Source organism: Flavobacteriales bacterium (genome assembly GCA_021739695.1).
Classification (GTDB): Bacteria; Bacteroidota; Bacteroidia; order UBA10329; family UBA10329; genus UBA10329.
Window position 1 is genome coordinate 154,700 of the sequence record JAIPBM010000006.1, and the last position, 26,432, is coordinate 181,131.

Here is a 26,432-nt window from a genome sequence, read left to right on the forward strand (position 1 = left end):
GGGAACGCCCAAAAAGCAACATTGAAAAGCATTAATTGTGAGGAAATTGAATGGGTTCGGACCTTCGTATATTCGTGGAACCGAAATGATGCTGAAATGAACATTGAAGAATTGCGGATTTTCTGCCTATCGCTGAAGGGTGTTGAAGAGGGTTTTCCGTTTGGAGAAGAAACGTTGGTGTTTAAAGTGATGGGGAAGATCTTCTGTCTGTGTGGATTGGAAAACAATCCGGTGCGATGCAATTTGAAGTGCGATCCTGAACGTGCGATTGAACTGAGAGAAGAATATTCAGGAGTGATTCCGGGTTATCACATGAACAAGCAGCATTGGAATACGATTGTTTTTGACGGGTCGTTTTCGGATGAATTGGCGAAGCAATGGATCATTGATTCGTATGATCTGATTGCCGCATCTTTGCCCAAACAACTAAAGGCTGAACTTGCAGCACTGTGATGAAAAGTTTCCTTCGAAAATCGGCCGGTTATTTCCTTCAAGGACTGTTGTTCATTACGCCAATTGGCGTGACGGTATTCGTAATCGTCTGGTTCGTGAACTTGCTAGATGACCTTTTTGCACCCGTGTTTGAAGGTTTGCTTCCTTATCACATTCCTGGATTTGGACTTCTATTTGCGTTTTTTTGGCTGGCGCTGCTTGGATATTTGATCGCTCATTTGGTTTCTCGATCGGCCGAAACGTGGTTCGATGGACTGATGAAACGTGCGCCATTGGTGAAGGTGATCTATTTTTCTGTAAAAGATCTGATCACGGTTTTCTTCGGGAAAGAAGACAAAATGGGCAAACCAGTGAAAGTGCTGGTGCAACGTGATCCTGCTCAGTACAAGTTTGGTTTTGTGACGCGCCACGACATGACGGATTACAAACTGAGCGAAGAATTCATTTCCGTTTACATGCCTTTTTCGTACGGAGTAATGGGAAATCAGATGGCGGTCAGAAAGGAGGATGTGGAATATCTTGACCTACCCTCTTCCGAAGTGATGAAATTCATTGTATCGGGCGGTGTGGTTCAGAAGAACGATGCCGACAGCTCAAATACCACGAAGTAGTTTTATCACATCTTCTTCTTTTGGCGATGCAGGAATGAGCACATTCCTAATTCCTTGTACAGCCAGAAAATCTGCCGTAGTGTGCCCAATGGCAATGACGGTTTTTCCTTTCAAAGAAGCATTGTTCGAATACGATTTTGCATTTGAAGGACTTGTCAAATAGACAATTTCCGTCTCCGGAATGTCGATATCGTCTTTCAGAATGGTTCTATAGATCGGAAGAAATGTTCTCTGGTTGGCAGGAATGGCCGAACGGATCTTTTCCGAACCTCCATCGGCACCAACAAACAGCACAGAACCACGGCCAATTGTTCGGGCAAGCAGATCACCCAACTCGTTCATGTTGCCTGTTTTGCCTATGAAATCTGGGAAGATTCCAAAATTCTTGACGGCTTTTGCCGTGGCTTCTCCAACCACACCGACTTTGGTGGTTTCGGGAATGGAATATGAATTCAATAGAATCTTTGCGCCATTGGAACTGGCGATGAAAATCCAATCGAATTCAGCATCAATTCTAAACGGAATGGGTTCTACATGAATGAGCGATTGACCATGGAATTCCCAATCGTTTTCTTGAAGAAATGCGAGAAGCAAACTGTTTCCAGTAAGACTTCTCGATATGAAAATGGAGCGTTTCAAGCTTTGAGAGAAGCAACTGTTTCTTGTGCGAGAGTTTCCACATCGGAACCGATATTTTCGGAGATACGAACGGGCGCATCCCAAGCATCGGCCACACAAGCGCGTACCTTCAGTTGGCCGTTATGCTCAACGCAATAAGCTCCAAGCGGCATCTGACAACCGCCTTCGAACAGGTTCAGTATTCTGCGCTCCACTCCTATTCTTCTGGCCACGTTATGGTCATTCAATTTTCCGACAATCTCAGCCGTTTCCGCATCGTTTTGGCGAATCTGTAAACCAAGTACGCCTTGCGCTGGTGCTGGAATGAATTCGGTTGGATCCAATTTCACTACATCGAATTCAGAAAGATCCAATTTTAAGCGTTCCACACCTGCCGATGCAAGCATGATAGCATCATAATTTCCTTCGCGAAGCTTGTTGATCCTTGTAGGAACATTCCCTCGCAGATCTTTTATCTCCACATCTTTTCTGAAGTGAAGAAGTTGTGATTTCCGTCTGGCTGATGAGGTTCCAATGACAGCATTCAGCGGCAGTTGCCATTTCTGCGAAGCATCCGATTTCACTTTTCTAATGAGCAACATATCTGACGGATCTTCGCGCTCAGAAACAGCTGCAATGATCAATCCTTCGGGATGTTCGGTTGGCAGATCTTTGTGCGAATGAACCGCAAGATCGATCTCTCCAGAAAGCAATTTTTCTTCCAATTCCTTGGTAAAAAAGCCTTTGCCTTCCATCTTATCAAAACTCAAATGCTGAATGATATCGCCTTGCGTTTTGATGATCTTGATCTCAACTTCCTGTCCGAGCGCTTTCAACTGAGCTTCTACATGATGGGCTTGCCACAATGCAAGATCACTTCCTCTCGAACCGATAATTATCTTTCTACTCATCCTTTTAACATGATCTCTTTAGCCATTTTCATGGGCACACTGATGTATTTCTTCTCCATGTATTCCATCATTTTCTCCAAAACCTCACGCGATTTTGGGTCCAATGCTTCCAACTCTTTATTAAAAACCTGATTGATGGCACGCTCACGGATTTCCTTCACCACTTTCGGAATTTCCTTCATCGAAAGTTCCACTTTCCGCTCGCGTAGCAAACGGTCAAATTCGTTCATCTTATCGTTGATGAGCCGCTTGCAAACCTCCAGTTCCTTTTGTCGTTGTTCCAGATTCTTGCGTGCTTCCTCCTTCAGATTTTCGATGCCGATGTAATGGATATTGTTCTTCCGAAGCACTTCTAATTCAATGTCGGAAGGAACAGCCAGATCAACCACCACCTTTTGAGAAAGGTCAGAACCGATCAACTGCCGATAAAGACGATTGTTGATAATGGGCTGCGAAGCGCCCGTACAGCTGATCAGAATATCGAAAGGCTCGTTGAAATCCTTCAATTCACTCAACGGAAATGCGTTTCCTTTCAGCGATGCGGCCAACTCCTCAGCCTTTGCCAAGGTTCGGTTGAAAACCGTCACCTTTCCGAATGGCGCTTTTTTTAGATACAGTGCCATGGTCTGATTGGTCTGTCCCGCACCAATAATGACAATATGTGGCGGATGATCGATTTCCACTTCGCGCATTTTACGATACGCCAAAGACACCACCGAAACCGGATTCTGCGCGATCTGCGTTTGTGTGTAAATGAGCTTGGCCGTTTCAATAGCCGAGCGGACCAGCAAGCGCAATCGATCTCCGGTCAGACCCAGTTTCTGGCATTTTTCATAGGCTTCGCGAACTTGTGTGATGATCTCGCGTTCGCCCACCACAAGCGAATCGATGGAACTTGACACGTAATAAAGATGCTGAAGCGACTTTTCGCCTTCAAAGGTTCTGCTGTGGTTGGTAGCCCAATCAATGTCGGTTGAATTCCATTCTGGATTAAAAGCAGCAAAGAATTTCCTTCGGAAAGGCTCGTCCAACTCATGCTCCGAGATCATCATGAATTCAACTCGGTTACAAGTCGAAACGTAAAGCAGTTCCTCCAACCCAAGCGATGCTTTCAAATTAGAAAGCCGAGCTTCCAAAGCATCGTCTTCGATGTGCAACCGACCAATGTCTTTCAACTCGGTGGTTTTGTGCGTAAATGCGATGGTTTTAAAATGCTCCATGAAGTGATTTGGACTTCGCAGCGCGAAGATCGTTCAGCAATTTGTTTGCTATGTCACGGAAATGTCACGGAATAAAAAAGCCGTTCCATTTGCGGTGGAACGGCTTTGGATCTAAATCCGAAAAGATTATTTCTTCAGTAAATCTCTGATCTCTCCCAAAAGAACTTCTTCATTTGAAGGAGCTGGTGGAGCAGCAGGCGCAGCTGGTGCAGCTTCTTCTTTCTTCTTGGCAGCATTCATGGCTTTTACCATCAAGAAAATGGCAAATGCTACGATCAGAAAATCGAATGTTACTTGGATGAAATTGCCGTAGTTGATAGATACAGCTGCTGCAGTTTCAACTCCATCAGCTCCCATAACTGCTTCAGAAAGTACGAATTTCAAATCCTTGAAATCCATTCCACCGATCAACAACCCCAATGGAGGCATTAGCACATCGGACACAAACGAGGCTACTATTTTCCCAAATGCACCTCCGATAATGATACCGATGGCCATGTCCATTACATTGCCTTTCATGGCAAACTCTTTAAACTCTTTTAGCATGATCTTTTGATTTTATGGTTAATGCTGGAAAAATACGTGAAATACTTATTTCGGTGCATAACGTTAATTGAGAGTTATTACCATGAATTCAGGTAGCGTATTTTTGCTGAATGATGCGACAGCTTCTTTCCCTCCTTCTTCTTATTCCGTTTCAATTATCTGCTCAACCGGAAATCACGCTTTCTGAAAACAGCAAAGTGAGTTTGGTAACCTGCGGGCCAGGCGAAGAATTGTACGAAGCTTTTGGTCACACGGCCATCCGAATCTATGATCCCAGCCTTGGTTTTGATGCGGTTTACAACTACGGAACCTTCGATTTCAATCAACCGAATTTCTATTGGAACTTCGTTCAAGGACGTTCGATGTATATGCTGGATGTGAACCGATACGCCAATTTTGTCAGGGCTTATCAGTATTACAACCGTTCGGTTCGAGAGCAATTCTTGAATTTGACCTTAGGCGAAAAACAGGCTTTGTTTGATAAGCTTACGTGGAACGCACAAGAAGAAAACCGGGAATATCTCTACGATTATTTCTTCGACAATTGCTCTACGCGTCCGCGCGATGTGATCAATGACGCATTGGGCGGGAAAATTGAATTTGATTCGACCTTTTTGGGAGATGATCGACTTTCGATTCGTCAGCTCACCGATCTCTACATCATCAAGGAACAGCCTTGGGGCGATCTTGGAATCGATCTTTGTTTAGGTGCGGTGATTGATAAACCTGCCACTTCCATGCAATACATGTTCCTTCCGGAAAAACTGGAAGAGGCTTTTGATCATGCATACGTTTTGCGTGATGGAGAACGCATTCCGCTTGTGGAAGAAAAACAGACAACGTTCCAAGCTGCGCCAGTGGTCAGAGAGAAAAGTTGGTTTGTGCCGCAAGTGGTTTTCGTTGGTTTTCTGCTTATCAGTGCTGTGTTTCTCACCATTTTCCGCGTTGCAAAAAGATCAACACGCATTTTTGATGGGCTGCTTTTCATGGCAACAAGTTTTATCGGCTGGAACGCGATTTTCCTTTGGTTCTTCACCAACCATTTTTCTGCCGATTACAACTGGAACATCCTTTGGTCGTTGCCCACAAATGCCATTTTCGGATATGCGCTAATGAAGAAAGAACGTTCAAAATGGACGCGCACATATGCCCTGTTCTTAATTCTGCTCTACGCTGGACTTCTGGTCGGATGGAATTACGTGCCACAATTGTTGCACTACTCGCTCAGATTCTTGGTGGTTTTGCTCCTGTTTGTTGCCGTAGGCGTTTTCAGAACAAGCAGCCCAAAACAATAGCTTCAATTTTCAGCTTGCTTGTACCAACTTTATCTGCATAACGGTGGCAATGCTCAGTGCGCGCTCCTTTGCCAAATGCGCTTTCATGCCTGAGAAATGATTGTCAACGGTTTGGTTGAAATGTTGCAACCATCGGTCGAAATGCTCCTTCTTCAAAGGTTCTTTTGTGTTCAGATCCATGTGAACGCGCATCGGATTTCCTGCATATTTATTGGATCCTAAAAGCTGATCCTCCCAAAAATCAACAAGCCTCGGAAGATGTTCATCCAGATCAAGTGCTACAACTTCCGTAAAAAGAAAGCCTACCAGTTCATCAACCAGCAACTTATCGTAGAATTCTCGAATGATCAATTCAATGTCAGACCGCGTTTCGATGTCTCGTAAAGCGGTCATTTCGATAATGATTCGAGGTTATCGAACATGATATTCTTGTTTTTCAGTTTACCCTCTTCCAACTGTTCAATCAGTTGTTCAATGGCACAACAGTAGTCGTTATACAGCACTTCCAAACTGATATGAAGCACTTTTTCGGAGAAACCAAGATGTTGTTCAACAGCGTTGGAATGAACGACAATGGAATTGGCGGGTAGCATGCAATGCGCAAGATGGCTGCGCAATTGACCATAAAGATCCAATTGCCGATTGGCATTGGCGTACTCGGCAGGAAACAACTTTCGTACAGCAATGGCAAACCGTTTCTTTCCTTGACCTTTTGCTTTAAACGGAAGCGGATCTAAAAGTGCACCGGCCGTTTCTATTCCGTGAACCATGCTGATGAGCAAGTTCAACTGAACATCCGAAGCTTTCATCTTCTTCACTTCGTCCAATAAAAATTGCTGCGCGAAGCGTTTAGAATCCATCAGAGCTTATCGGTAAGTTCCGCCAAAGGTGGTTTGTGATCTTCTCCAAAAATTTCGAAATACACATGGTGGCCAACACTTTGGCGCACGCCACTTGCAGCAATCGTGTCTTGATAAGTAACGTAGCAATCAAGTGCCTTGTCCATCATTTCGCGGTTTTCAGTATTAGCGGTAACGATGCAATCGATATTTTCTTCGGAAGAATGTTTCAACCTGATTCCTCCCGAAAATGTTGGTCCGCCACCATCAGGAATTGTGAATAAAGCCAAACGCTTCAGATAGCTGGCACCTTCATCTTTCATATCGAGATACAACCTTTTCACCACGGCATGACAAACCAAATGATCGTGAAATCCGCTGATTCCGTGCACCGCATAGGTTACGATTATCTCAGGTTTCAATCGTTCAATTTCTTGCTTGATCTCGCTGGCAATTGCTCTCGGATCCATTTCCGAAAGGCCGCTGTCTGGCATGTCAAGAACAGTCATACCACTTAAACCAACCGTTTTCTCTACGTCCAACATCTCTTTGTGGCGCAGCTCTCCCATTTCTTCGACCGACAAACCCAGATCGAAGCGTTTTTTAGTGGCTCCGCCTTTGGTTAGCGTCAGTAGAAAAACATCATCGCCACGCTCCAACTGGTGGTGCATGGCGATAACAGGTCCGAACGATTCATCGTCCGGATGAGGGAAAATGTATAAAATGCGCATTCTAGTTTGTGGCGATTACCAGCACTTTAGAATTCCTCCAAAATGCATCTGGGTCGCTGATCACCAATTTGGCTACTTTTTTACCTTCCTCAACAAATTCGTATGAGTCTTTAGGATGTGGAGTAACCAACTCAGCTTTCTTGGCATCGATGGCTATTTCCTTCACTTCTTGGATATTCACTTCAGCAAGGTCTTCCAAGTTCATATCTTCAGATACGACTTTCACACCACCCAGACCGAGAAACGCTCCTTCCTTGTCAACGATGTTCTTTTCGCGCAACTCCTTGGTCGTTCCCAAAATCCAAAATCCTTTTTGCAACTCATCTTCTTTCGTTTGCAAGGCCTGGTTCTTTTCCTGAATCACTTGAATTCTTCGTTCGTTCTCCAATGCCAAGCGATCCACGCTTGACATCAACTTGTCGATGTAGATGTTCGCTTCTGCCAAACCTTCTTTCAGCATCGCAATTTCTTCGTCTTTCTTTTTCAGATCATTCTTCAAATTAGTCAGCATCTGCTTCAGGTTATCAGACGAAATAGAACTTTGCTCAAGTTTTTTCTCCAGCGTTTCTATCTGACTTCTTGTGCGCTTCATGTTATCGTAAATGAGCATCATATCGTCTACAATGGCATCTTCTGCATTTGTAGAAGTTTCGCCCGAAATGGCACGTGCCGTAACAATCCCTTCCAATTCCTTGATGCTATCCAAGTTCGTTTGGATGTTATTGAGCGATGCGATGAACGAATCGATGTCTTGATCTTTCTGAGCTGCCAATTGCTGCATTTCAGTCAGTTTCAGTTCAAGTTCCTTCTCTCTTTGGTCGCACGATGCTAAGAACAGCATGCTCATTAATATGATTCCGATGTTTTTCATGATAAGTTGGTTTTTCAAAAATTGAAATTAGAACAAATGAACGGCACCGACCATCACATTCGTAGCATCCAATCCAAATTTAGTGCTTCCGATCAGAGATCAGGTCTCTACTTCAATCAATTTTGTTCCAATTAGCTAACGAAACACTTTAACAGACATTATTGGCGGTTTGAAAATCTAACAGATCTTAACAACTGTTTGGCAACTTATTAGCTTCATTTTCGACTTTCGCACGATAGTTGCTTACTTTCGCCTTATGTCAAAAACAACAAAAACCATTATGCCTTTATTGAATCGATTATCTCTTGCTGCCGTCCTATTTTGTATTTCATTTTCTGCTTCTGCGCAAGTAGTTGGCGGAATGAACTTCAAGCTTGAAAAACTCTACATCGAAGAAAAATTTGAAGATGTTGCCTACAAAGGAGAGAAAATGCTGGAGGACGACAAGTACAGCAAAGACCCTGAGATCTACCTATACGTTGCAATGGCCTGGTACGAGATCAGCCAGACAAATGACGAGAAGAAGAAAGAGGAATATCCGAACGCACTGCGCGATGCTTTTAAATATGCAGCTCGTTTTTACAAGAAAGACAAGGAAGGAACTTGGTATGATGACAATGCCGATTTCTTCAACGATCTGGCAAAAGGCGGAATTGCAGAAGCAGCTCAATACGTAGATGATGATAAAAAGTTGAGAAACGCTGTTTCGACCTATAAATACATGACCAAAGCGATGCCTGAAGATTACAACCTATTGTTCTTCAAAGGTGTGCTCGAAAACAAGAATCGAAATACAGGACAAGCAGAGCGCGACATTCAGCAAGCGATGAACGGACTTATTCCATTGTATGAGAATCCTAAATACAAACCAAGCAAAGCCACAGCGCCTGCTTTGGAAGATGGCATGCTTAGATGGACAGATGCGATGCTTGAAATGAACTATGCCGATTCTGCCAAAAAGACCATCAACTGGGCTTTGAAGTTTTTCCCTGAAAGCGAAAAAGTAAAAGCAAAAGCAGAGAAGCTGAAATAGCTTACCGCGGAAACGCTATTTCGGTTCGTATTGGTAAAGTAAGATCTGCGAATTGCAGATCTTGAAACGCATACGTTCCAAATCCGATTCCAACTGATATTCTTTGCAAGGCGTGTCTCTCACCTTGCTTTCGTTAAAAAGCACATCAGATTCTTTGATGCGCGAAACAAGCAGTGAGTCGGCAAAGGGTAATTCAATTCCTTGTGCAATAACCACGGAATCAACTGCAAGTTCTTCAATCACTCGGTCGGCTGGAAGCCACGCAGGGAAATCCCGATCCCGGATCAAAAGAGCATAAACCAACAGACAACCTAAGGCTGTGCCGAAGGCAAAATATCCAAAGCGCTGAAAGAAGTTCATTTGCCTGTGTTTCCTTTTAGCAGATTTCCCGTAAAGCGTAGGAATTCAGAACGCTGTTCCTTATTGGTAAAAACGGAACGTATCGTATCCCAATAAGTGTTTGTCACTTCTTTTACTTCTCGCTCTTCAGATGTGAGTTGAATGGTGTGGTCGCCAGCTTTCATGGAAAGCGTGTCGGCTTCCTCAAACCTCCGCTGCGCGGATGATTTATATCCTTGTTGCTCCTCGCACATTCCTAAATTATTGAGCGTGATCGGGTCTTCAGGATCGAGTTCAATCGCTTTTTTATAATCGGCAATTGCTCCTTCCACATCACCAAATCCGTTTCTGACAAAAGCGCGTAACGAATAGCGATAACTGTAGTTCGGGTCCAATTCCACGCATCGGTTCAGGTCAGACATGGCGCCATCGGTATCTTTCAGTCTGAGTTTTGTGACTCCCCTATCACTGAGGTACGTTACATTATTGGGCGATAGTTCCAGTGCGCGGTCGAACTCAATAAGTGCCATAGGAATCTTATCCAATTTCAAATGGCATAAAGCAACATAATAGATGGCTAAATGATTTACGGGATTGGAATCTACCGCCAATTGAAAACGCTTTAGAGCAGATTCAAGTTCTCCTTTCTGTAATGCGATTTTTCCTTCTTCAATATGCTCGTCAGTTATCATGGTGCAAAGTTACTGATGCGTTGGTCAAACTTTCACAATTCGTTCTTCATCCAAATAAACCAGCAGACCTTCCACTTGTTCGAAACCCAATTCGTGCATTGCTTCTTTGTAAACTGCCATTTGTTGATGATGTTTCTTCAACTCTCCGCCCGTTTTGTAATCCAACACCCAAGCATGATCATCTGCAGAAACCACACGGTCTGGACGAACCCATTTACCATTCGCAAGTTGGATATCAGCTTCATTCCTGATCTGTTTTCCATCCGAATAGAGTGCCACCAATTCGTCTTTTGACATAAGATGTTGAATCTTCGTTTTCAACGATTCTGTTTCTGCCTTTCCTATTCTACCATCTTCAACCAAAAGGGCCAATGCTGCATCAATGTCTTTTTCTGTTTCGATGGTCGCCATCGCTTCATGGATCAGAATACCCAGATTTCGAGCATCATTTGGATCTGCGGTTTTCCATCGCTCTTTGGATGGTCGTGAAATGCTTATCCGTTGCTTCCAAAAAGGATCACCTGTTGATGCGATTACGTAATCATTCTTTTTCCCCTCCTTCTTCTCTGTCTTTACCCGATCACCGAGTTGAAAACTGAATTGTTCTCTCACCTTTGAATCCAGCACGGAAACATGCTCGAAAATATATTGGATGGCTGTAGATGGCGATGAATCTTTGGCATTCGCATTTTTCAATTTTCCACTCACATACAATCTCTCTTTGGCACGTGTAAGCGCAACGTACATTTCGTTCAGCATATCCATTTGCTGAACAGCCACTTCACGATTCAGGTCTTCTGCAAACGGAGTGGCAGAAAGCGAATCGCTCGCTTGTACACGCAATCGGTCGAGCGGTTTGGTTCGCTCATCATCCATATAAACCCAAATGGAATTTTTCTTCCTTGGGTCAGGATAATCGGCATACGGATGCATGACGACCGGAAACTCCAAGCCTTTGCTTTTGTGTATGGTCAGCAAGCGAATGGAGTCGCTGTTTTCGGAAAGCGCAATGGATCTTTTGGCTCTTTTCTCAGACCAAAACTCCAGAAATCCTGACATATCGTTTCCAGTGGTTTTGCCAAAACCCAACACTTCATCCATAAAATAAGTGATGTACGCATCCTTCGCATTATTGAATACTGCGTGTTTGAGATGCTCAAAAATTCCAAAAAGCGATTCTTGCTTCAGCGCTGCCCAACTGAGCGTTGGAAACAGTTCTGCCAAAAGCTGAATGACCAAGGTTGGGTCTTTTCTCTGGTTGACGAACATCAATCTTTCGGAGGTCATTTCGGTGTCGTTCCGCACCAATCCTAAATTCTGAATGAGTTCGGCAATATTCACCCGATTTTCGGGCACATGAGCAAATGTGGCAAGATTAACGAGCAAGCGAACGCTTGGTGAACTGTTGATTAACAGTGATTCGTTGGAAACCACCTGAAGCTCGTTACTTATAAGGTACTGCGCCAGTTTTACCGCTTCCTTATTCGTTCGGCAAATAATGGCAATATCGCCAGCGGCAAAACCATCTGCAATGCAATCTCTCACCCATTCAAGAATGCAATCCTGCACCATCGCGTCATATTCTTCCCTGTTAGATTCGCCTGGAAAGAAGCGAAGGGAAACCAAACCTTGGCGTTTGCTAGAAGGCGTCTGCTCGTTTCCTTCGTACATCTTCTGAAGCGATTCGGGCATGTAGGTCTTGAGCGAACTGAACAGCGCGTTATTGAAATTGACCACTGTTTCTGAAGAACGATAATTGAAAGCGAGATTTTCAACCTCCGCATTGGCCTTCAACACTTGTTCGCGTTGATTGATCACCAAGCTCATTTGCGGTTGATCAGCTAACTGCTCTTTCAAATAATCGGTACGATGAATGTCTGGCAATTGCACAAATTGCTGCACATCACCACCTCGCCAGCGGTAAATGCTTTGCTTCGCATCGCCCACAACCAGGCAAAGATTATCGTGCGCCAAACTTTCGTCAATCAGCGGCAGCAAATTGAACCACTGAAGCACACTCGTATCTTGAAACTCATCTACCAGAAAATGCTTGTATTTGTGTCCGATACGTTCGTAAATGAACGGTGCAGTTTCGGTCATTACCACCTTGCTTACGATATGGTTGAATTCCCCAATGTGCAGTAGTTCTTCTTCCGTTTGCAACTGCTGTTGAATGCGCTGCATTTCATCTAAAAGCGCAATGCTGTAAATGTGGTCGAACACCAGTTGCAGGAACCAGTTTTCAGCGTTTATCTGAATGATCTGCCGCGTGTTCTCTGCCAGTTGCATTTTTATTGCGTCCAAGGCCATTTCATCTGCAGAAGTTGCTTTTCCGCTCATCCATTTGTCCTCTTCGAGTGTCTTAATGACGTAGCTATTGGGATCTTTAACCGATCCTTTTGACGCGTTGCTCAAGAAGCCATAAATACCTTTCGCTCCTTGAAAAAACTTATCCGCGCTTAAGCCATTTGCTTGGATTTCGCCTAAACTGCTCTGTCCAAGTGCTACCATCCGAGCGGCACTAGCAGAAAGTTTCGACCGTAGTTCACTGCGGAGCTCGTTGAATTCTTGCAGTCCGATTGTTCGGAGTCTTTCCAGATGGAATCTGCTCTCTTCGCTAAAAAGTGTGGAAGCAAATTGTTCGAGCAGCGCATCTATCGACCAATTCCCTTCTTCATCAATCCGAGATTGTACCACGTCAATAAGCGCAGCGGTCAAAACCCTATCCTCGCCAACCATCTGCAAGAGCTGCTTCACCACCTCGTGCTTGATTCTATCCGTATCAAGTTCAACTTCAAAATTGATGGAAAGTCCAAGATCTTGGGCAAAGGTTCGAATCACCTTGTGCGTAAAATGGTCGATAGTGCTGATGCTGATGTCGGAATAATGGTGAAGCATATGCCGAAGCGTTTGCTGCGCACGCATTTGCAGCACCGATTCTGACACGTTCAATTCGGACATTAACAAGCTTGCCATAGCATCTTCTTCTTTCGATCCGCTGGCAAGCTTAGATAGTACGTTGACCACACGGGTCTTCATTTCTTCAGCAGCCTTGTTCGTAAAAGTGATGGCCAGAATTCCCCGATATAAATCGGGCTTCTCTGCCAACAAGGCGAGCCTGAGGTATTCCTTTACGAGGGTAAAGGTTTTTCCAGACCCTGCAGATGAACGATAGATTTTAAATGGCACAGTCTGAAGTTAAGGATGTTGTTCTTATTAATGTCTCATCCAAGCTCTTCCAACGGAAAAATAACCGGTCTGCTTGGTGCCGCATCATTCTCGAAAGGTGCTACTTGCAAATTGAGTAAGTACAAGCCATCTACAACGTTTGATGGAATAAAAGCCAGTTCGGTTATGGTGCAATCCATTCTTGGCGCAGTCGGATAATTCCAAAATGCGCGATGTCCCAATAATTCTCCGCCATCCTCTTCCCTATCCACGCTTGGAAGATCCAAAATCAAATGCTTGCAACCGCTTTGTACCAATTTGGTAATTGCCAGATGATGAACAAATGGCGGATTTGTTCCGGAATAATTCCGCTCGCGTTTATCTACCTCATTCGGTAATGTTCTGATGATTACCGAATCGGTTTGTTTCAATGCTGAAAGCTGATCAGCCAAAATGATACAATCCCCATTATCCATTATTGTTGGAGCGACTGAAATGAGTTGCGCAACTGAATGATGCTGCTTGAAATACTTGTTTACGCTATAAATGGTCTTGTCGATATGACCCAAGCACTCAGTGTGAGTGCCATTCCCGTGTGGATTAAAATGAACATCTCTATAATTCACGGGAGCACCCAAAGCAACTTCACCAACCCAATCACCCATTTTGAAGGGCTCCATTCTCACAGGATGCGCGAAGTATGCATTCAGTTTCCCATTTTCCGAAACCGGTATGGAGAGGTCTATTCCTGTAGATAGATCTGCGTAATAATTCTTCCCGTTATGAGCAACTGAAACGTCCATTTACTTAATCCACGCTTTGATCCATGCCATGTTAGTGTTCGCTTCAATATTGTTTTCTTGGGCATCATCTAATTGCCAAAGAAGGTCTAAACCGCTGCGTTTTTCCACCTCATCAATGGACACGATCTTGGAAATCACCGAATCATTTCTGCCACTTGCCTGATCCATAATGAAGGCTGCCTGCTGGAAAGAATTAGGTCCCGATGGGAGAATTACAACCTTCCAATAGCCACTTGGTACTTTATGGGTTTCGTTGGCCTTTGGTAATGGCGGCATGGTACGCTCGTAAAGCGGACCTGTCATTACATACACTTCCTTGTTCCCTTGCAGGATGAGGTCACGAACGGCATCTTCCAGTTTCACCCAAGGACCTTGATTGAGGTCGGATTTTTGGGGTGTAATGTTGCTTAGCAAATTGGTCTGTGACGCCAAAAGTGAATTCTTAAATGATCCAAGAGGTGCTTGATGTCCACGTTCGTAGTCTTCCGAACCGTTGGCACCAGTATAGTCCGATGCTTCTAGCGTTTCATCTCCATCAAGCCATTCTTCCGATTTCCAGTTCCGTTCAAGCCCCAGTTCTCCATCTACTTCATGAATGGTTAGTCTGTAAGCTACCCAATCTGCAAACTTGGTTTCATCATTACTGCTAAGCGCATAAATGTCATGAATGATAAGGTCGTTGGTTGCAGGCGCTCCAAACGGAAAACCACCAAAAAAATGCTTACAATGAATTTCGGGTCTTGACTGCCCTACAACCGTGGTGGTCAGCAACAAGAGCATTAATTGTATGATATTCTTCATTCGAAATATTTGCAACTAAAATAGCTTGGTACCGATGGAAAAAACAATGCCCCGCTCATAAATTATGAACGGGGCAATGCAAATGGTTCTACGTCAATTACTTGACCACCACAAGCCTTTGCTGAAGGACCTTATCATTATCGAGTGCAATTCTCAATATGTAAACTCCTTCGGCTTCATTGTGAAGATCGATCATCGTTGTTCCAGCGAATGAAGTCAGATTGATACTTCCAAGCACTTGTTTTCCCATAAGATCGAACACAGCTAATTGCATGTCCGACTGACGATCGAGCGAATAGCTGATGGTGAAAACACCTGTAGACGGATTTGGATAGATGTCCATACTTAAACCAAACTCCTCAATTCCTGTGGCGCAAGGCGAATTCTGATCAAAGGTGAATTCTTCGATAAAACTAGTCACGGTACATCCATAGGAATCCACAATTGTTACCGTGTAATTTCCACTAGCCGTAGGACAGTAAGTCACGTTTGTTGCATTCGCAATTGGAGCTCCGTTCAACGACCATTGATAAGAAGAAGCAGTGTCATTTGAACAGCTCAGCAATCCATCAACCGTTGATATGATATTCGGAGTAACCTGATCAAAGAATGAAACAAGCACCGTATCCGTGTTACTTACGCAACCGTCCTGGTTAATTACGGATAGCCAATAACTGGCCTCATTTGTCACCGTTATGCTAGCAACACTTGCACCTGTGCTCCAGTTATATTGAGAATATCCAGAACCTGCAGTCAACACCACTGATTCTCCTTGACAAATCTGTACAGGTCCGCTTGGTTGAATCTGAATCTCGAATGGAGCATCTTGTCCAATGCTCACATTTCCGACAACGCTACATCCGTTAACATCAGAAACGGTGACCGAGAAGTTTCCAGCAGGAAGAGCATTAGGATTGAATCCTCCCCAGTTTTCAGTGTATGGTCCAGTTCCACCTGTAACAGTTACTGTTGCCGTGCCATCATTACCGCTATTGCAAGTAACATCTGTTCCTACAACTTCAACTTCCATTTCAACCACATCCACGAAGAATGTACAGCTAGCTGTATTTCCATCCTCATCTTCCGCTATAATGGTTGTGTTCAACTGTCCGGTAATTACAGTGCCAACAGCTGGAGATTGCGTCAAAGTCACCGTTCCGCAGGCATCTGAAGCAGTTGCTAATGTTGTGTAATCGAGCAACGCGAAGTTGCAATTAGCACTCAACTGAAGTACCTGATCAGATGGACATATTACCGTTGGAGGCAATACATCATCGACCGTTAAATTGAACGCACAATTGTCACTATTGCCATTATCATCCTCAACTGTAATCTGAATACCATACGTTCCAGTTCCAAAAATTGTGCTTCCTGCTGCAGGAATCTGCTGATATGATAATGTTATATCGCAATTATCTTCCGCACTCATCAAGCTTGTATAATTTGGAACGGTGAATGAACACGAGCTATTCAGCGTGGCAAGCTGATCAGAAGGACATTGTACGATTACTGGATCAGTGTTGTCCTCAGGAATCACACCAAAGGTACAGGTCGCTTCATTTCCATTATCATCCTCCACTGTCATGGTAACTGCAGTTCCTGTCAAAATAAATGTTCCCTGAGGAGGAAACTGACTCACCGCCATTCCTGATGCACAGTTGTCTGAAGCAGTTACAAGTGTAGAGTAGTCTTCAACCACAAATTGGCAGTTTGCATCCAACGAAACGAACTGAGCGTTCGGACAAACAATTGTAGGTGTAACATCATCAGATGGGACAACATTGAATGTACAAGAAACCGAATTTCCGTTCAAATCTGATACCGTTATCAAAATCTGTGTAGTTGAACTGATGGCCGTTCCTTCTATTGGAGACTGGGTAATGCTGGTAGCATTACAATTGTCGCTAGCAACTACTTCTGGCTTGTAATCTTCCAACAGGAACTCACAATTCTCATTCAAACTAACGAAGACCGTTGAAGGACAGGTCACTGTCGGATCTGAATTATCTGAAGGATTGACCACGAATGAGCAGGCGTCTGAATTTCCATTGCCGTCATCAACGGTCAAGGTTACCGTTACAGTACCAGCAATTGATGTTCCCGCTAGGATATCCTGAGTGACAACCAAGTTTAAACCACAGTTATCGTCTACAACCGCCATTCCAGTATAATCTGGCAGAATAAACGCACAATTCGCATTGAACGACACGTCTTGATCTTGAGGACATGTTATGGTAGGGTCTGTTTCGTCAGCTGGAATAACTGAGAACGAACAACTTGCTGTGTTTCCATTTCCGTCTTGCGCTGTAAGCGTGACAGAACTAGTTGAACTAATGAGTGTGCCAGCAGATGGACTTTGCGTAATTACAAAGGTGTTGGAACAGTTGTCAGTAGCTGTTACAAACCCGATGTAATCAGAAATTTCGAACTGGCAGTCTGAGTTGAGAGACACATTCTGATCAGGCGCACAAACAACTGTTGGCGGTGTATTGTCTTCAGGAGTAACGTTGAACGAACAAGTTGAGCTATTGCCGTTGCCGTCATTGGCAGTTAGTGTAACCGCAGTTAATGAAGTGACACTCGTTCCAGCCAATGGGCTTTGACTTACCAAAATGACAGTAGAACAATTATCGGAAGCAACTCCAGCAACTGTAAAATCAGCCAAGCTGTATATACAATTCTGGTCGAGGTCAACAGCTAGATCTGATGGACACACGATCACTGGGTCAACATTATCCTCTGGTTGAACTACGAAAGCACAACTTGAAGTATTGTTGTTGTCATCTGAAGCTGTTAAGGTCACAATCGTATTTGAACTTTGGGTTGAACCAACTGCTGGCGACTGAGACACAATAATCAGCGAACTACAGTTGTCATCAGTGACAGCCAATCCTGTAAAGTCTGATAACCCAAATTCACAGTTTCCATCCAGCTGAGCTACTTGAGCAGATGGACATGTGATACTTGGAGCCAAATTATCGTAAGGAGCTACGCTGAACGTGCATGAAGTAGAATTTCCGTTATCATCCTCAGCTGTCAATGTGATGACGCTAGTTCCTCCGATCATGCTTCCCGAAGTAGGACTTTGGGTTATGGTTGGAGTTAGATCGCAGTTATCAATTGATGATGCTTGCCCAGAGTAATCTGGAAGTTGGAACATGCAATTCGCATCAAAAAATGCTTGCTGATTCCCGATACACGTAATACTCGGAGCGATATTGTCAATCAGATCAACCGTAAATTGACATGTTGATTGATTTCCAAGATTATCTTCAGAACTAATCGTAACTGTGGTAAAACCAGTGATTACGGTGCCAACTGCTGGGCTTTGCGCCAATGAAACCGGACCACAATTGTCAGAAGAAACAGTAAGCAACATGTAATCTGGCAAAGTGAACTGACAGTTGATGTTTGAGCCTACTACTTGATCCAATGGACAGGTGACAACTGGCGGAGTTTCATCACTTACAACGAATGAACAACTGGCTGTGTTGCCATCAACATCTGTTGAAGACAAGGTTACGGTTGTTACCCCAGTAATGACCGAGCTAGGTGCTGGAAGCTGAGACACAACTGGATTCGCATCGCAATTGTCGCTTGTTGTAGCTAATCCAGTGTAATCCGGAATCGTCAATTGACAAATATTATTGAACAATTCCGTCTGATTGGATGGACATGTAACTACAGGTGCTTCATTGTCCTCAACAGTGATTGTGAAACTGCAAGAAACTGATTGTCCGTTACCATCTGTGGCCGAAAAAGTTATCTGCGAATCTCCAAGTGGGAAAGAATCTCCACTTGAAAGCCCTGATTGCAACATAGGAACAATAGATTGATTGCAGTTATCTGTAACCGTTGGATCATCATAAGTTACAACGGCCTGACACGTGTTCGGTTCAACATAGGCAACAATACCATTCGGACATACCATCAATGGGTCTTCAGTGTCTTCAACAGTTACAGAGAAAGAACAAAGGCTGGTATTTCCCGAACCATCGGTTGCAGAGTATCTGATTGGCGTTGTTCCCAATGGGAAAGTCGAACCAGAAGCAAGTCCCAACGTCAAGACTGGAGTAATTGAACCTGTGCAATTATCGGTAACCGTAGGAAGTGCGTAAGTGACAACCGCATCGCAATTGCCTGGGTCATTATTTACCGTAACACTTGGAGGACAGGTAATTACTGGATCTTCATCGTCCTCAACGGTCACAATAAAGCTACATGTCGATGCATTTCCGTTAGAATCATCCGCTTCATACGTAACGGTGGTTGCACCAACAGAGAATGTTGAACCTGATGCAAGCCCTGCTTCCAAGGTAGGAACAATTGGAGTCGTGCAGTTGTCAGTTACAACTGGTGTACTGTAAGTAACGGTAGCTCCACAGGTTCCGATCTCCGAGTTAACGGTTACGTTGACCGGGCAAACAATGATTGGATCTTCAGTATCACTCACCGTGACATCAAACTCACAATTTGTAGTATTTCCATTGCCATCATCAGCCACATAAACCACGTTGGTCAAACCAACTGGGAAGATTGTTCCGCTTGCTTGACCTTGCGTCAACTGAGGCACAACAACACCAGCGCAATTATCCAAAGCTGTAATGGTTGCATAAGTAACCAGCGCACCGCAGATTCCCAGATCATTTACCTGTACAATATCTGTAGGACAGCCGAAAATGGTTGGCGGATTGACATCCTCCGGAGAAACGGTAAATGAACAGATTCCAACATTTCCAGTTAGGTCTGTTGCTGAGATGGTCACAACTGTAGCACCACCGATCAACGATCCTGCTAATGGTGTTTGGGTCACCGTTCCACTTGGGCCACAGTTATCCGATACAGTTGGAACACCAGTGTAATTGGCAACAATAAACTGACAATTGGCACTTAAAGGAACCGTCTGATCGGTAGGACAATTAGTAAGAACCGGCAAGGAATTATCCTCCAAAATGATGTTGAACGTACATGTCGCACTATTGGAATTTGCATCCAACGCGGTCATCGTAATAGAAGCAGATGTTCCAGATACGATTCCAGTACTTGGGCTTTGAATGATGGTAGGATTCAAGTCACAATTATCTGATACCGTGACCAGCGAAGTATAATCAACGATGGCAAAATCACAGCTTGCAGAAAGATCCACAGCAAAACTTGCTGGGCAAGTGATGACAGGAACTTGATGATCCTCTGGGAGGATATCGAATGTACATGTTGAAGTATTACCTGCATCATCGGTCACAGTAATGGAAACCGTAGTTGTTCCACTGATAATGGTTCCAATTCCAGGAGATTGGGTTACAAATGGTGTATTATCGCAATCATCTGAAAAGGTCGATAAGCTTGTATAATCAATCACCGTGAACTCACAATTTGCAGTGAAATTCGGGGTCTGGTTAGGAGGACAAGTAAGCGATGGAGCGGTATCATCAACAGGCGAAACGTTAAAGCTGCAATTGTTTGTGTTTCCCGCATCATCTGTTGCTGTAATCGTCACTAATACGTTTCCAGAATAGTCTCCTGTAGCTGGAGTTTGAACTAGATTAGGATTCGAACAGTTATCGCTAAAAGATACTTGACCTGTATAGTCAGCCAAGGTGAACTCACAATTTGAGTTGGCACTAACGGTGACATCCGCAGGACATGAAATAGATGGTGCTTGATTGTCTTCCGTTGTAACGGTAAACGAACAAGTTCCTACATTATTTCCGCCATCAGTTACCGAGAACGAAATTGTCGTAATTGCTTCTCCTGAAATGGTAGTTGTAGCTATTGGGCTCTGAGTGATTGAGAAAGGTGATGAATCGCAATTATCAGAAACAAAAACAAGTGGTGTGTAATCTGGAAGATCGAATTCGCAATTAGCGTCCAACGCAACTGTAGTATTGGCAGGACAGAACAGAACAGGCGCAGTTTGATCTTCTGGACTTACCGTCATGGTACAAGAACCAACATTTCCTGAAGGATCAATCGTTGAAAGCGTAACAACCGCAGAACCACCAATGAGTGAACCTGCGACCGGGCTCTGAGTGAACACGAAGGAACTAGTGCAATTATCTGTTGCACTTACAAAGCTACCGCCTGTGTAATCGGGCAGCGTAAACGAACATTGCCCCCCTGTTGGAACCGTGATTACTGGTTGCAAACACGATACAGAAGGAACACCAATGTCACTTGGGATAACTTCAAACGAGCAGCTCACCTGATTTAGGTCTGCATCCGTTGCTGTAAGGGTAACAGTTGTTTGAGAGGTGATGTAATCACCCACAATAACATCTTGAGCAACAGTTGGCGAACCACAATTATCTGTTGCAACTGCCAATCCTGTATAATCAATCAATTGATATTGACAGTTTCCATCAAAATTAACCTGCAGATTTCCTGGGCATGTAATAGTAGGATCTGTCTGGTCATTTTCAGTAATTGTAAATGTGCAACTTGAGAAGTTGTTGTCAGCATCAACTACGGTCAGCGTTACAACCGCACTTCCTGAAAAACTAGATCCCACAGCTGGCGTTTGCGTTACGTCTGGAAATGGATCACAATTATCGTCTGTGCTACCAGCAGCAGTATAATCAGGCACCACAAATTGACAGAGTGCATTGGAGCTCACATCCAGATCCAGTGGACAAATGATGGTAGGATTCACTTGGTCTTCAATTGTATATGTATATGTACAATCACCAGTGTTTCCACTTGCATCCTCAACAGTAAGCGTAACCGTGGTGATTCCTGCAATAAGGACTGTTGATACTGCAGGAGACTGAGTAACAGTTGGGCTTGCATCACAATTATCTGAAATAACCAATTCATGGTTATTTGTTTCATTTATCATGACGTACTGACAATTAACATCAGTACTCACAATTGTATCTGTTGGGCAAGAAATGGTTGGTGCAGTATTATCAACGGCTGAAACGGTGAATGTGCAAGTGCTGGTGTTGGTAGCATCGTCTGTAGCCGTCAAGGTTACAGTAGTTACCGTTCCTATAGAAATGCCCGTTGCTGGAACTGGATCTTGGGTCACTGTAACTGTAGGGTCACAAAAATCTGTAGCAACGGCTTGACCAGTATAACTTACTAAGTCATAAAGACAAGAAGCATTGGTACTCACTACCTGATTTTGTGGACAAACGATCGAAGGAGCTGTTTGATCCGTTGGAAGTACATCAAACTGGCATGTGGCTGTATTTCCAGCACCATCCGTAGCAGTAAGCACTATTGTGGTATTTGCTCCAAGTGATGTTCCTACCGAAACTGACTGAGTGACCACAACACTACTTGGGCAATTATCCTGTACACCTGTTGCCAGACCGGTCATATCTATCATGTTGTATGTACACGTAGAATTGAGAGCGACCGTTTGATCGGTCGGACAAGTGATGGTTGGAGGCGTATTGTCATCAGGAATGACATTGAAGGTACATTGAGTAGAATTGTTAGCGGCATCAACAGCCGTTATCAGAATAGATGTTGAACCAGTAATGACCTGACCACTTCCTGGAAATTGCGTCACGGTCAGCGAGTTGCTGCAATTATCAGTTGCAGTAGCCATTGCGGTATAGTCCACCAATGTAAACGCACAATTGGCATCAAAATCTTCTAGCTGAGCAGTAGGACAAACCAACGTTGGTGCAGTCACATCGACTGGGCTTACTGTGATCGCACAATAATTGGAATTACCGGCATCATCAGTGGCCGTGATAGTAACCGTGGTATTGCTCTGATTACTGATCACCGTACCAAAACCAGGGCTTTGTGTAATATTCAATGACAGATCGCAATTATCTGAGAATGATGCATTTCCAGTTAGATCCGCAAGCGTATAATTACAGTTGGCATCATAATTTACGGTAATGGCCGATTGAGGACAGACATCAACTGTTGGCCCTTGGCTGTCAATAGGAGTAATGTTGAATTGGCAAGTTCCTGCGTTACCACTAGCATCTGTAGCTGTCAAGGTAACCGTTGTCTGGCCTTGAATTACAGTTTGCGAGCTAGGAGATTGAGTAATGATAGGAGCATTGTCGCAATTATCCATATCCGAAAGCAATCCAACATAATTGCTCGTTCTGGTTCCAACTACAAACTCACAACTTCCGTCAAACAGAACATTCAGATTCGACCCGCATGTGATGACCGGAGCAGTAACGTCATTCAGTAAAACTTGGAACGTACAAGAAATTGAATTTGGAACAGTCGCACCGTCAGTTGCTGTGAGCGTGACCGTTACGGTCGGATTAACAGTAAAATCATATACTGTTCCGCTTGCAGGCAATTGCGAAATAGTAACCGAAGAACAAGCTTCTGTGGATGTGGCAAATGATGTGAAATCGGCTAAGTTGTATTCACAATTTGAGTTTACGTTAACTTGCTGCGCTTGAGGACAAGCCAAACTTGGCGGAATATTGTCTTCAAGATTTAGCGTGAACTGGCACGAATAGTGGTTTCCAGCAACATCTGTTCCTGTAATAGTCACTAACGATGAATTAGACCCGATTGCTGTTCCAGCAGAAGGCGTTTGAGTAAGAGCAACACTTCCCGGACAGTTGTCAGTTGCTGTTACCAAACCTGTGAAATCAGTAATGGCATACGCGCAATTGGCGTTGTAATATGCTGTTTGAGTACCGGGGCAAGTAACGGTTGGCGGAGTATTATCCAGAACCGTTACATTGAATGTACACGTGCTTTGATTAGGATTTGGCACAGCATCATCAGTAGCCACCAAAGTAACCGTGTAAGTTCCTGAAACCGTTGCACCGACAGATGGTTGAGTTACAACGGGAGTTCCTCCACAATTGTCGGTTGCAACAACAGATGGAAGTGTTGTGTAATCCGGTAGAACCGCTTCACATCCTGATGTTGCTGCTATCGTACGATCAGCAGGACAAATAATCGAAGGTGGAAGAAGATCATTTGGTTGAGCCAAGAAAGTGCATGGAACGGAATTGGCACCATCAGAGACAGTTACCGTAACAGATACTGGATTGAGGTGTAATGTTCCTGCCGATGGCGTTTGAGTGAATGTAAAACTAGGATTACAAACATCTGAAGCTGTAAGTCCAATTGTGAAATCGGGCATTAAAAACTGGCAACTATTATTGACAGCAACAAGTTGTGGTGCAGTCGGGCAGTTGTCAAACGTTGGAGGAGTATTATCAAACGGAGTTACGGTCCAAGCACATGAACTTTCATTTCCTGCATCATCGGTTGCCGTTATCGTAATAGTTGTCTCAACCGTAATGATTCCTGCTGATGGTACTTGAACAACGGAAGCCAAAACACAATTATCTGCAATACCCGGATCTCCAGTAAAATCTGCAAGCACATATTGGCAGTTTGGGAAGGTGGTAGTAACAGATGATGGACAAACCACATCAGGGAATTCGTTATCCTCAACGGTTACAACGAAAACGCAGTTGACAGGGGAATTTCCCGAGCCATCGACCACAGAATATTCAACCGTTGTGGCACCGATCGGAAATACATCTCCATTTCCGAGAGCGGAAACCTGTGTAATTGTAGGATTGGCCGTACAGTTATCATCTGCATCAATCGTAAAATTCACTAGTGCTGTGCATACGTCCGGATCTGTAGAAACAGTAAAGTTAGACGGACAAGGATCCCATTCAGGATCTTCAGTATCAGCAACCGTAAAGCTGAACGTACAATCAGTGGTGTTGTTAGAAGCATCTCTCACTTCATAGCCAATCGTATAACTGCCATTTTGAAATGTGTTACCGCTACTTAATGGTATTTGATCCGTTCTACTTAATGGATTAGACGGTAAACTGCAATTATCGGCAGGTACAGGATTTGCCCAAGTAACTTGTGCGCCACATGCCCCAGGGCTGTACGTAACAACAGCTGTTGGGCAGCTGATAGTAGGAGGTTGATTATCTGCCACAGTAACCGAAAAGGAACATGTCCCTACGTTTCCACTCGCATCAGATGCAGAATAACTCACGGTCGAAACTCCGACTGGAAAATTTGGTCCACCTGGGTTTGGTCCTGAAGATTGAGAGGCACTTCCTGATCCACTACAGTTATCAGAAACTGAAACTCCACCCCAATTAACGGTGGCAGCGCATAAGCCTGCGTCTGTTGTAGCATTGATATTTGCCGGACAGGTTAGAACAGGTAATGTGTTGTCATTAACCTGCACCACGAAAGAACAACTCGCTGAATTCGCACCATCCGAAGCCGTAAAAGACAAATTGTGAGTTCCCACGTTAAAGTTTCCTCCGTTGATGCTAGCATTACCTGTCAACACTACGTTGGATGGACAATTATCTGTAGCAGAAACCGTGTACGGAACATTTGCCAAACAATTTCCAGACCCAGAAACAGCTGTCAAAGTTCCAGTAGGGCAGGTAATAACAGGTGAAGTATTATCAGATACGGTAACGACAAACGAACAATCAGTGAAGTTTCCTGCAGGGTCCGTGGCTCTCCAAGTTACAGTGGTTGCTCCAGATGGGAAATCAGAACCTGAAGGCAAACCGCCAATCAATACTGGAGAAATATTTCCAGCGCAAACATCAGTCGCTGTTGGATTTGCATATGTGACGTTCGTACCGCAGGCTGAAGGAGCTGTAAAACTAGTAGGACAAGAAGTAAACGTTGGTGCCTGACCGTCTGTAATTGTAACGGTGAATGATTGACTTGCAGAATTATTACCGTAAGAATCTGTGGCCTGATAAGTGACGGTGGTGACTCCTAATGGAAATATGCTTCCCGATGCAGGTCCTGCTGTTCGAGTAACCGTTGTAGTACCACAATTGTCTGTTGCAGTAGGAGTAGTCCAAGTTACAACTCTCCCACATGTTCCAGCGGTTGTCTGCAAATTCATGTTGCTTGGCATACCAGATAGTACTGGCAATGTATTATCCGTGGCAGTCACGATGGTAATTGAATACTGATCGACACAAAGAGGGTCATCAGCTCCACTATCACCTGCCCGTAAGTTCCATGTACCAAAAGCAGAGGTATTATTGAAATCATTTAAGTTACCTCCGCCCGCAGGACCAAACGTACCTGCCTGTGGCGTTCCTCCTGCAATAGTAGGCTGAGGAGAACCTTGATTGAACACAGTAGTGATGGCCGACATGGTCTCATCGCCATCATAGTACCCAGGTGGAATCAGAACCTCCTGATTACCAGTTGGACCATCCAATCGGAAACTCGTTTCTTCGTGATAAGAAAAACCAATTCCTGGTGCCGTGCACGAACCATCCGTTTTTGCCCAAGTGATTGACACATTTACATCAGTAACCCGACAACCAGAACCGAAATCTGAACGGCTGAACGTGATTGCATCAAGTCCACTACAGTAAGTGCCGCAACCATCAATTGTTACAGATCCTACGGCTGTAGATTTCGTTACGGTCTGTGAAAAAGCGCTAGTACCAGCAAATAGTGCAAAAAAGATAAAGTAGAGATTTCTCATATGAGGGTTGAAGTTGCTTAATCCACGAAAGTATGGATTTTCAACTTTGCGT

The 26,432-nt window shown here is 44.1% G+C and carries 18 protein-coding genes; 4 read left to right on the plus strand and 14 right to left on the minus strand.

The features are described 5' to 3' along the window. Positions 1–96: 96 nt before the first annotated feature. Positions 97–453, plus strand: coding sequence for an MmcQ/YjbR family DNA-binding protein (locus tag K9J17_05600; protein MCF8276192.1), 357 nt, complete (start codon positions 97–99; stop codon positions 451–453). Continuing rightward, positions 453–1,064, plus strand: a complete 612-nt coding sequence (locus K9J17_05605; protein ID MCF8276193.1) for a DUF502 domain-containing protein — start codon at positions 453–455, stop codon at positions 1,062–1,064. The genes K9J17_05600 and K9J17_05605 overlap by 1 nt, the downstream gene beginning before the upstream one ends. On the opposite strand, the gene K9J17_05610 is transcribed toward K9J17_05605, so the two are convergent. From K9J17_05610 to mscL, 4 genes are all read right to left on the minus strand, one after another. Continuing rightward, positions 1,047–1,703, minus strand: coding sequence for a uroporphyrinogen-III synthase (locus tag K9J17_05610; protein MCF8276194.1), 657 nt, complete (start codon positions 1,701–1,703; stop codon positions 1,047–1,049). The genes K9J17_05605 and K9J17_05610 overlap by 18 nt on opposite strands. Then, positions 1,700–2,593, minus strand: coding sequence for a hydroxymethylbilane synthase (gene hemC, locus K9J17_05615; protein MCF8276195.1), 894 nt, complete (start codon positions 2,591–2,593; stop codon positions 1,700–1,702). Before hemC ends, K9J17_05610 begins: the two co-directional genes overlap by 4 nt. Next, positions 2,590–3,813, minus strand: coding sequence for a glutamyl-tRNA reductase (gene hemA, locus K9J17_05620; protein ID MCF8276196.1), 1,224 nt, complete (start codon positions 3,811–3,813; stop codon positions 2,590–2,592). The genes hemC and hemA overlap by 4 nt, the downstream gene beginning before the upstream one ends. A gap of 126 nt (positions 3,814–3,939) precedes the next feature. Continuing rightward, positions 3,940–4,359: a large-conductance mechanosensitive channel protein MscL gene (mscL, locus tag K9J17_05625; protein MCF8276197.1), complete on the minus strand. Its 420-nt coding sequence runs from the start codon at positions 4,357–4,359 to the stop codon at positions 3,940–3,942. Between the two features lie 113 nt (positions 4,360–4,472). Between mscL and K9J17_05630 the strand changes: the two genes are divergently transcribed. Further along, positions 4,473–5,654: a DUF4105 domain-containing protein gene (locus K9J17_05630; GenBank protein ID MCF8276198.1), complete on the plus strand. Its 1,182-nt coding sequence runs from the start codon at positions 4,473–4,475 to the stop codon at positions 5,652–5,654. A 9-nt stretch (positions 5,655–5,663) separates the two neighbouring features. Here K9J17_05630 and K9J17_05635 read toward each other — a convergent pair whose 3' ends face one another. Genes K9J17_05635 through K9J17_05650 form a run of 4 tightly spaced genes read right to left on the minus strand, consistent with a single transcriptional unit; the run spans position 5,664 to position 8,095 of the window. Then, the gene (locus K9J17_05635; GenBank protein ID MCF8276199.1) at positions 5,664–6,047 is read right to left on the minus strand and encodes a group III truncated hemoglobin; all 384 of its coding nucleotides are present in this window, start codon (positions 6,045–6,047) and stop codon (positions 5,664–5,666) included. Further along, a complete protein-coding gene (locus K9J17_05640) occupies positions 6,044–6,514 on the minus strand; it encodes a hypothetical protein (protein MCF8276200.1) in 471 nt (156 codons plus the stop codon). The genes K9J17_05635 and K9J17_05640 overlap by 4 nt, the downstream gene beginning before the upstream one ends. After that, the gene (locus tag K9J17_05645; protein ID MCF8276201.1) at positions 6,514–7,224 is read right to left on the minus strand and encodes a PIG-L family deacetylase; all 711 of its coding nucleotides are present in this window, start codon (positions 7,222–7,224) and stop codon (positions 6,514–6,516) included. Before K9J17_05645 ends, K9J17_05640 begins: the two co-directional genes overlap by 1 nt. Position 7,225: 1 nt before the next feature. Continuing rightward, entirely contained in the window at positions 7,226–8,095 is an 870-nt protein-coding gene (locus tag K9J17_05650) for a hypothetical protein (GenBank protein MCF8276202.1), read from the minus strand. 256 nt (positions 8,096–8,351) lie between these two features. On the opposite strand from K9J17_05650, the gene K9J17_05655 reads away from it, so the two are divergent. Then, positions 8,352–9,128: a hypothetical protein gene (locus K9J17_05655; protein ID MCF8276203.1), complete on the plus strand. Its 777-nt coding sequence runs from the start codon at positions 8,352–8,354 to the stop codon at positions 9,126–9,128. Between the two features lie 15 nt (positions 9,129–9,143). Here the strand turns inward: K9J17_05655 and K9J17_05660 are convergent, their stop codons facing one another. From K9J17_05660 to K9J17_05685, 6 genes are all read right to left on the minus strand, one after another. Beyond that, on the minus strand, positions 9,144–9,488 hold the full coding sequence (locus K9J17_05660; protein MCF8276204.1) for a hypothetical protein: 345 nt from the start codon (positions 9,486–9,488) through the stop codon (positions 9,144–9,146). Beyond that, positions 9,485–10,159: a tetratricopeptide repeat protein gene (locus K9J17_05665; protein MCF8276205.1), complete on the minus strand. Its 675-nt coding sequence runs from the start codon at positions 10,157–10,159 to the stop codon at positions 9,485–9,487. The genes K9J17_05660 and K9J17_05665 overlap by 4 nt, the downstream gene beginning before the upstream one ends. A gap of 24 nt (positions 10,160–10,183) precedes the next feature. Continuing rightward, positions 10,184–13,348 carry a UvrD-helicase domain-containing protein gene (locus tag K9J17_05670; protein MCF8276206.1) on the minus strand — a complete coding sequence of 1,055 codons (3,165 nt, stop codon included), beginning with the start codon at positions 13,346–13,348 and terminating at the stop codon, positions 10,184–10,186. 35 nt (positions 13,349–13,383) lie between these two features. Beyond that, positions 13,384–14,130, minus strand: coding sequence for a cyclase family protein (locus tag K9J17_05675; GenBank protein MCF8276207.1), 747 nt, complete (start codon positions 14,128–14,130; stop codon positions 13,384–13,386). After that, a complete protein-coding gene (locus tag K9J17_05680; GenBank protein ID MCF8276208.1) occupies positions 14,131–14,931 on the minus strand; it encodes a DNA/RNA non-specific endonuclease in 801 nt (266 codons plus the stop codon). Positions 14,932–15,028: 97 nt separating this feature from the next. Further along, positions 15,029–26,380, minus strand: a complete 11,352-nt coding sequence (locus K9J17_05685; GenBank protein MCF8276209.1) for an HYR domain-containing protein — start codon at positions 26,378–26,380, stop codon at positions 15,029–15,031. Between the last annotated feature and the right edge of the window lie 52 nt (positions 26,381–26,432).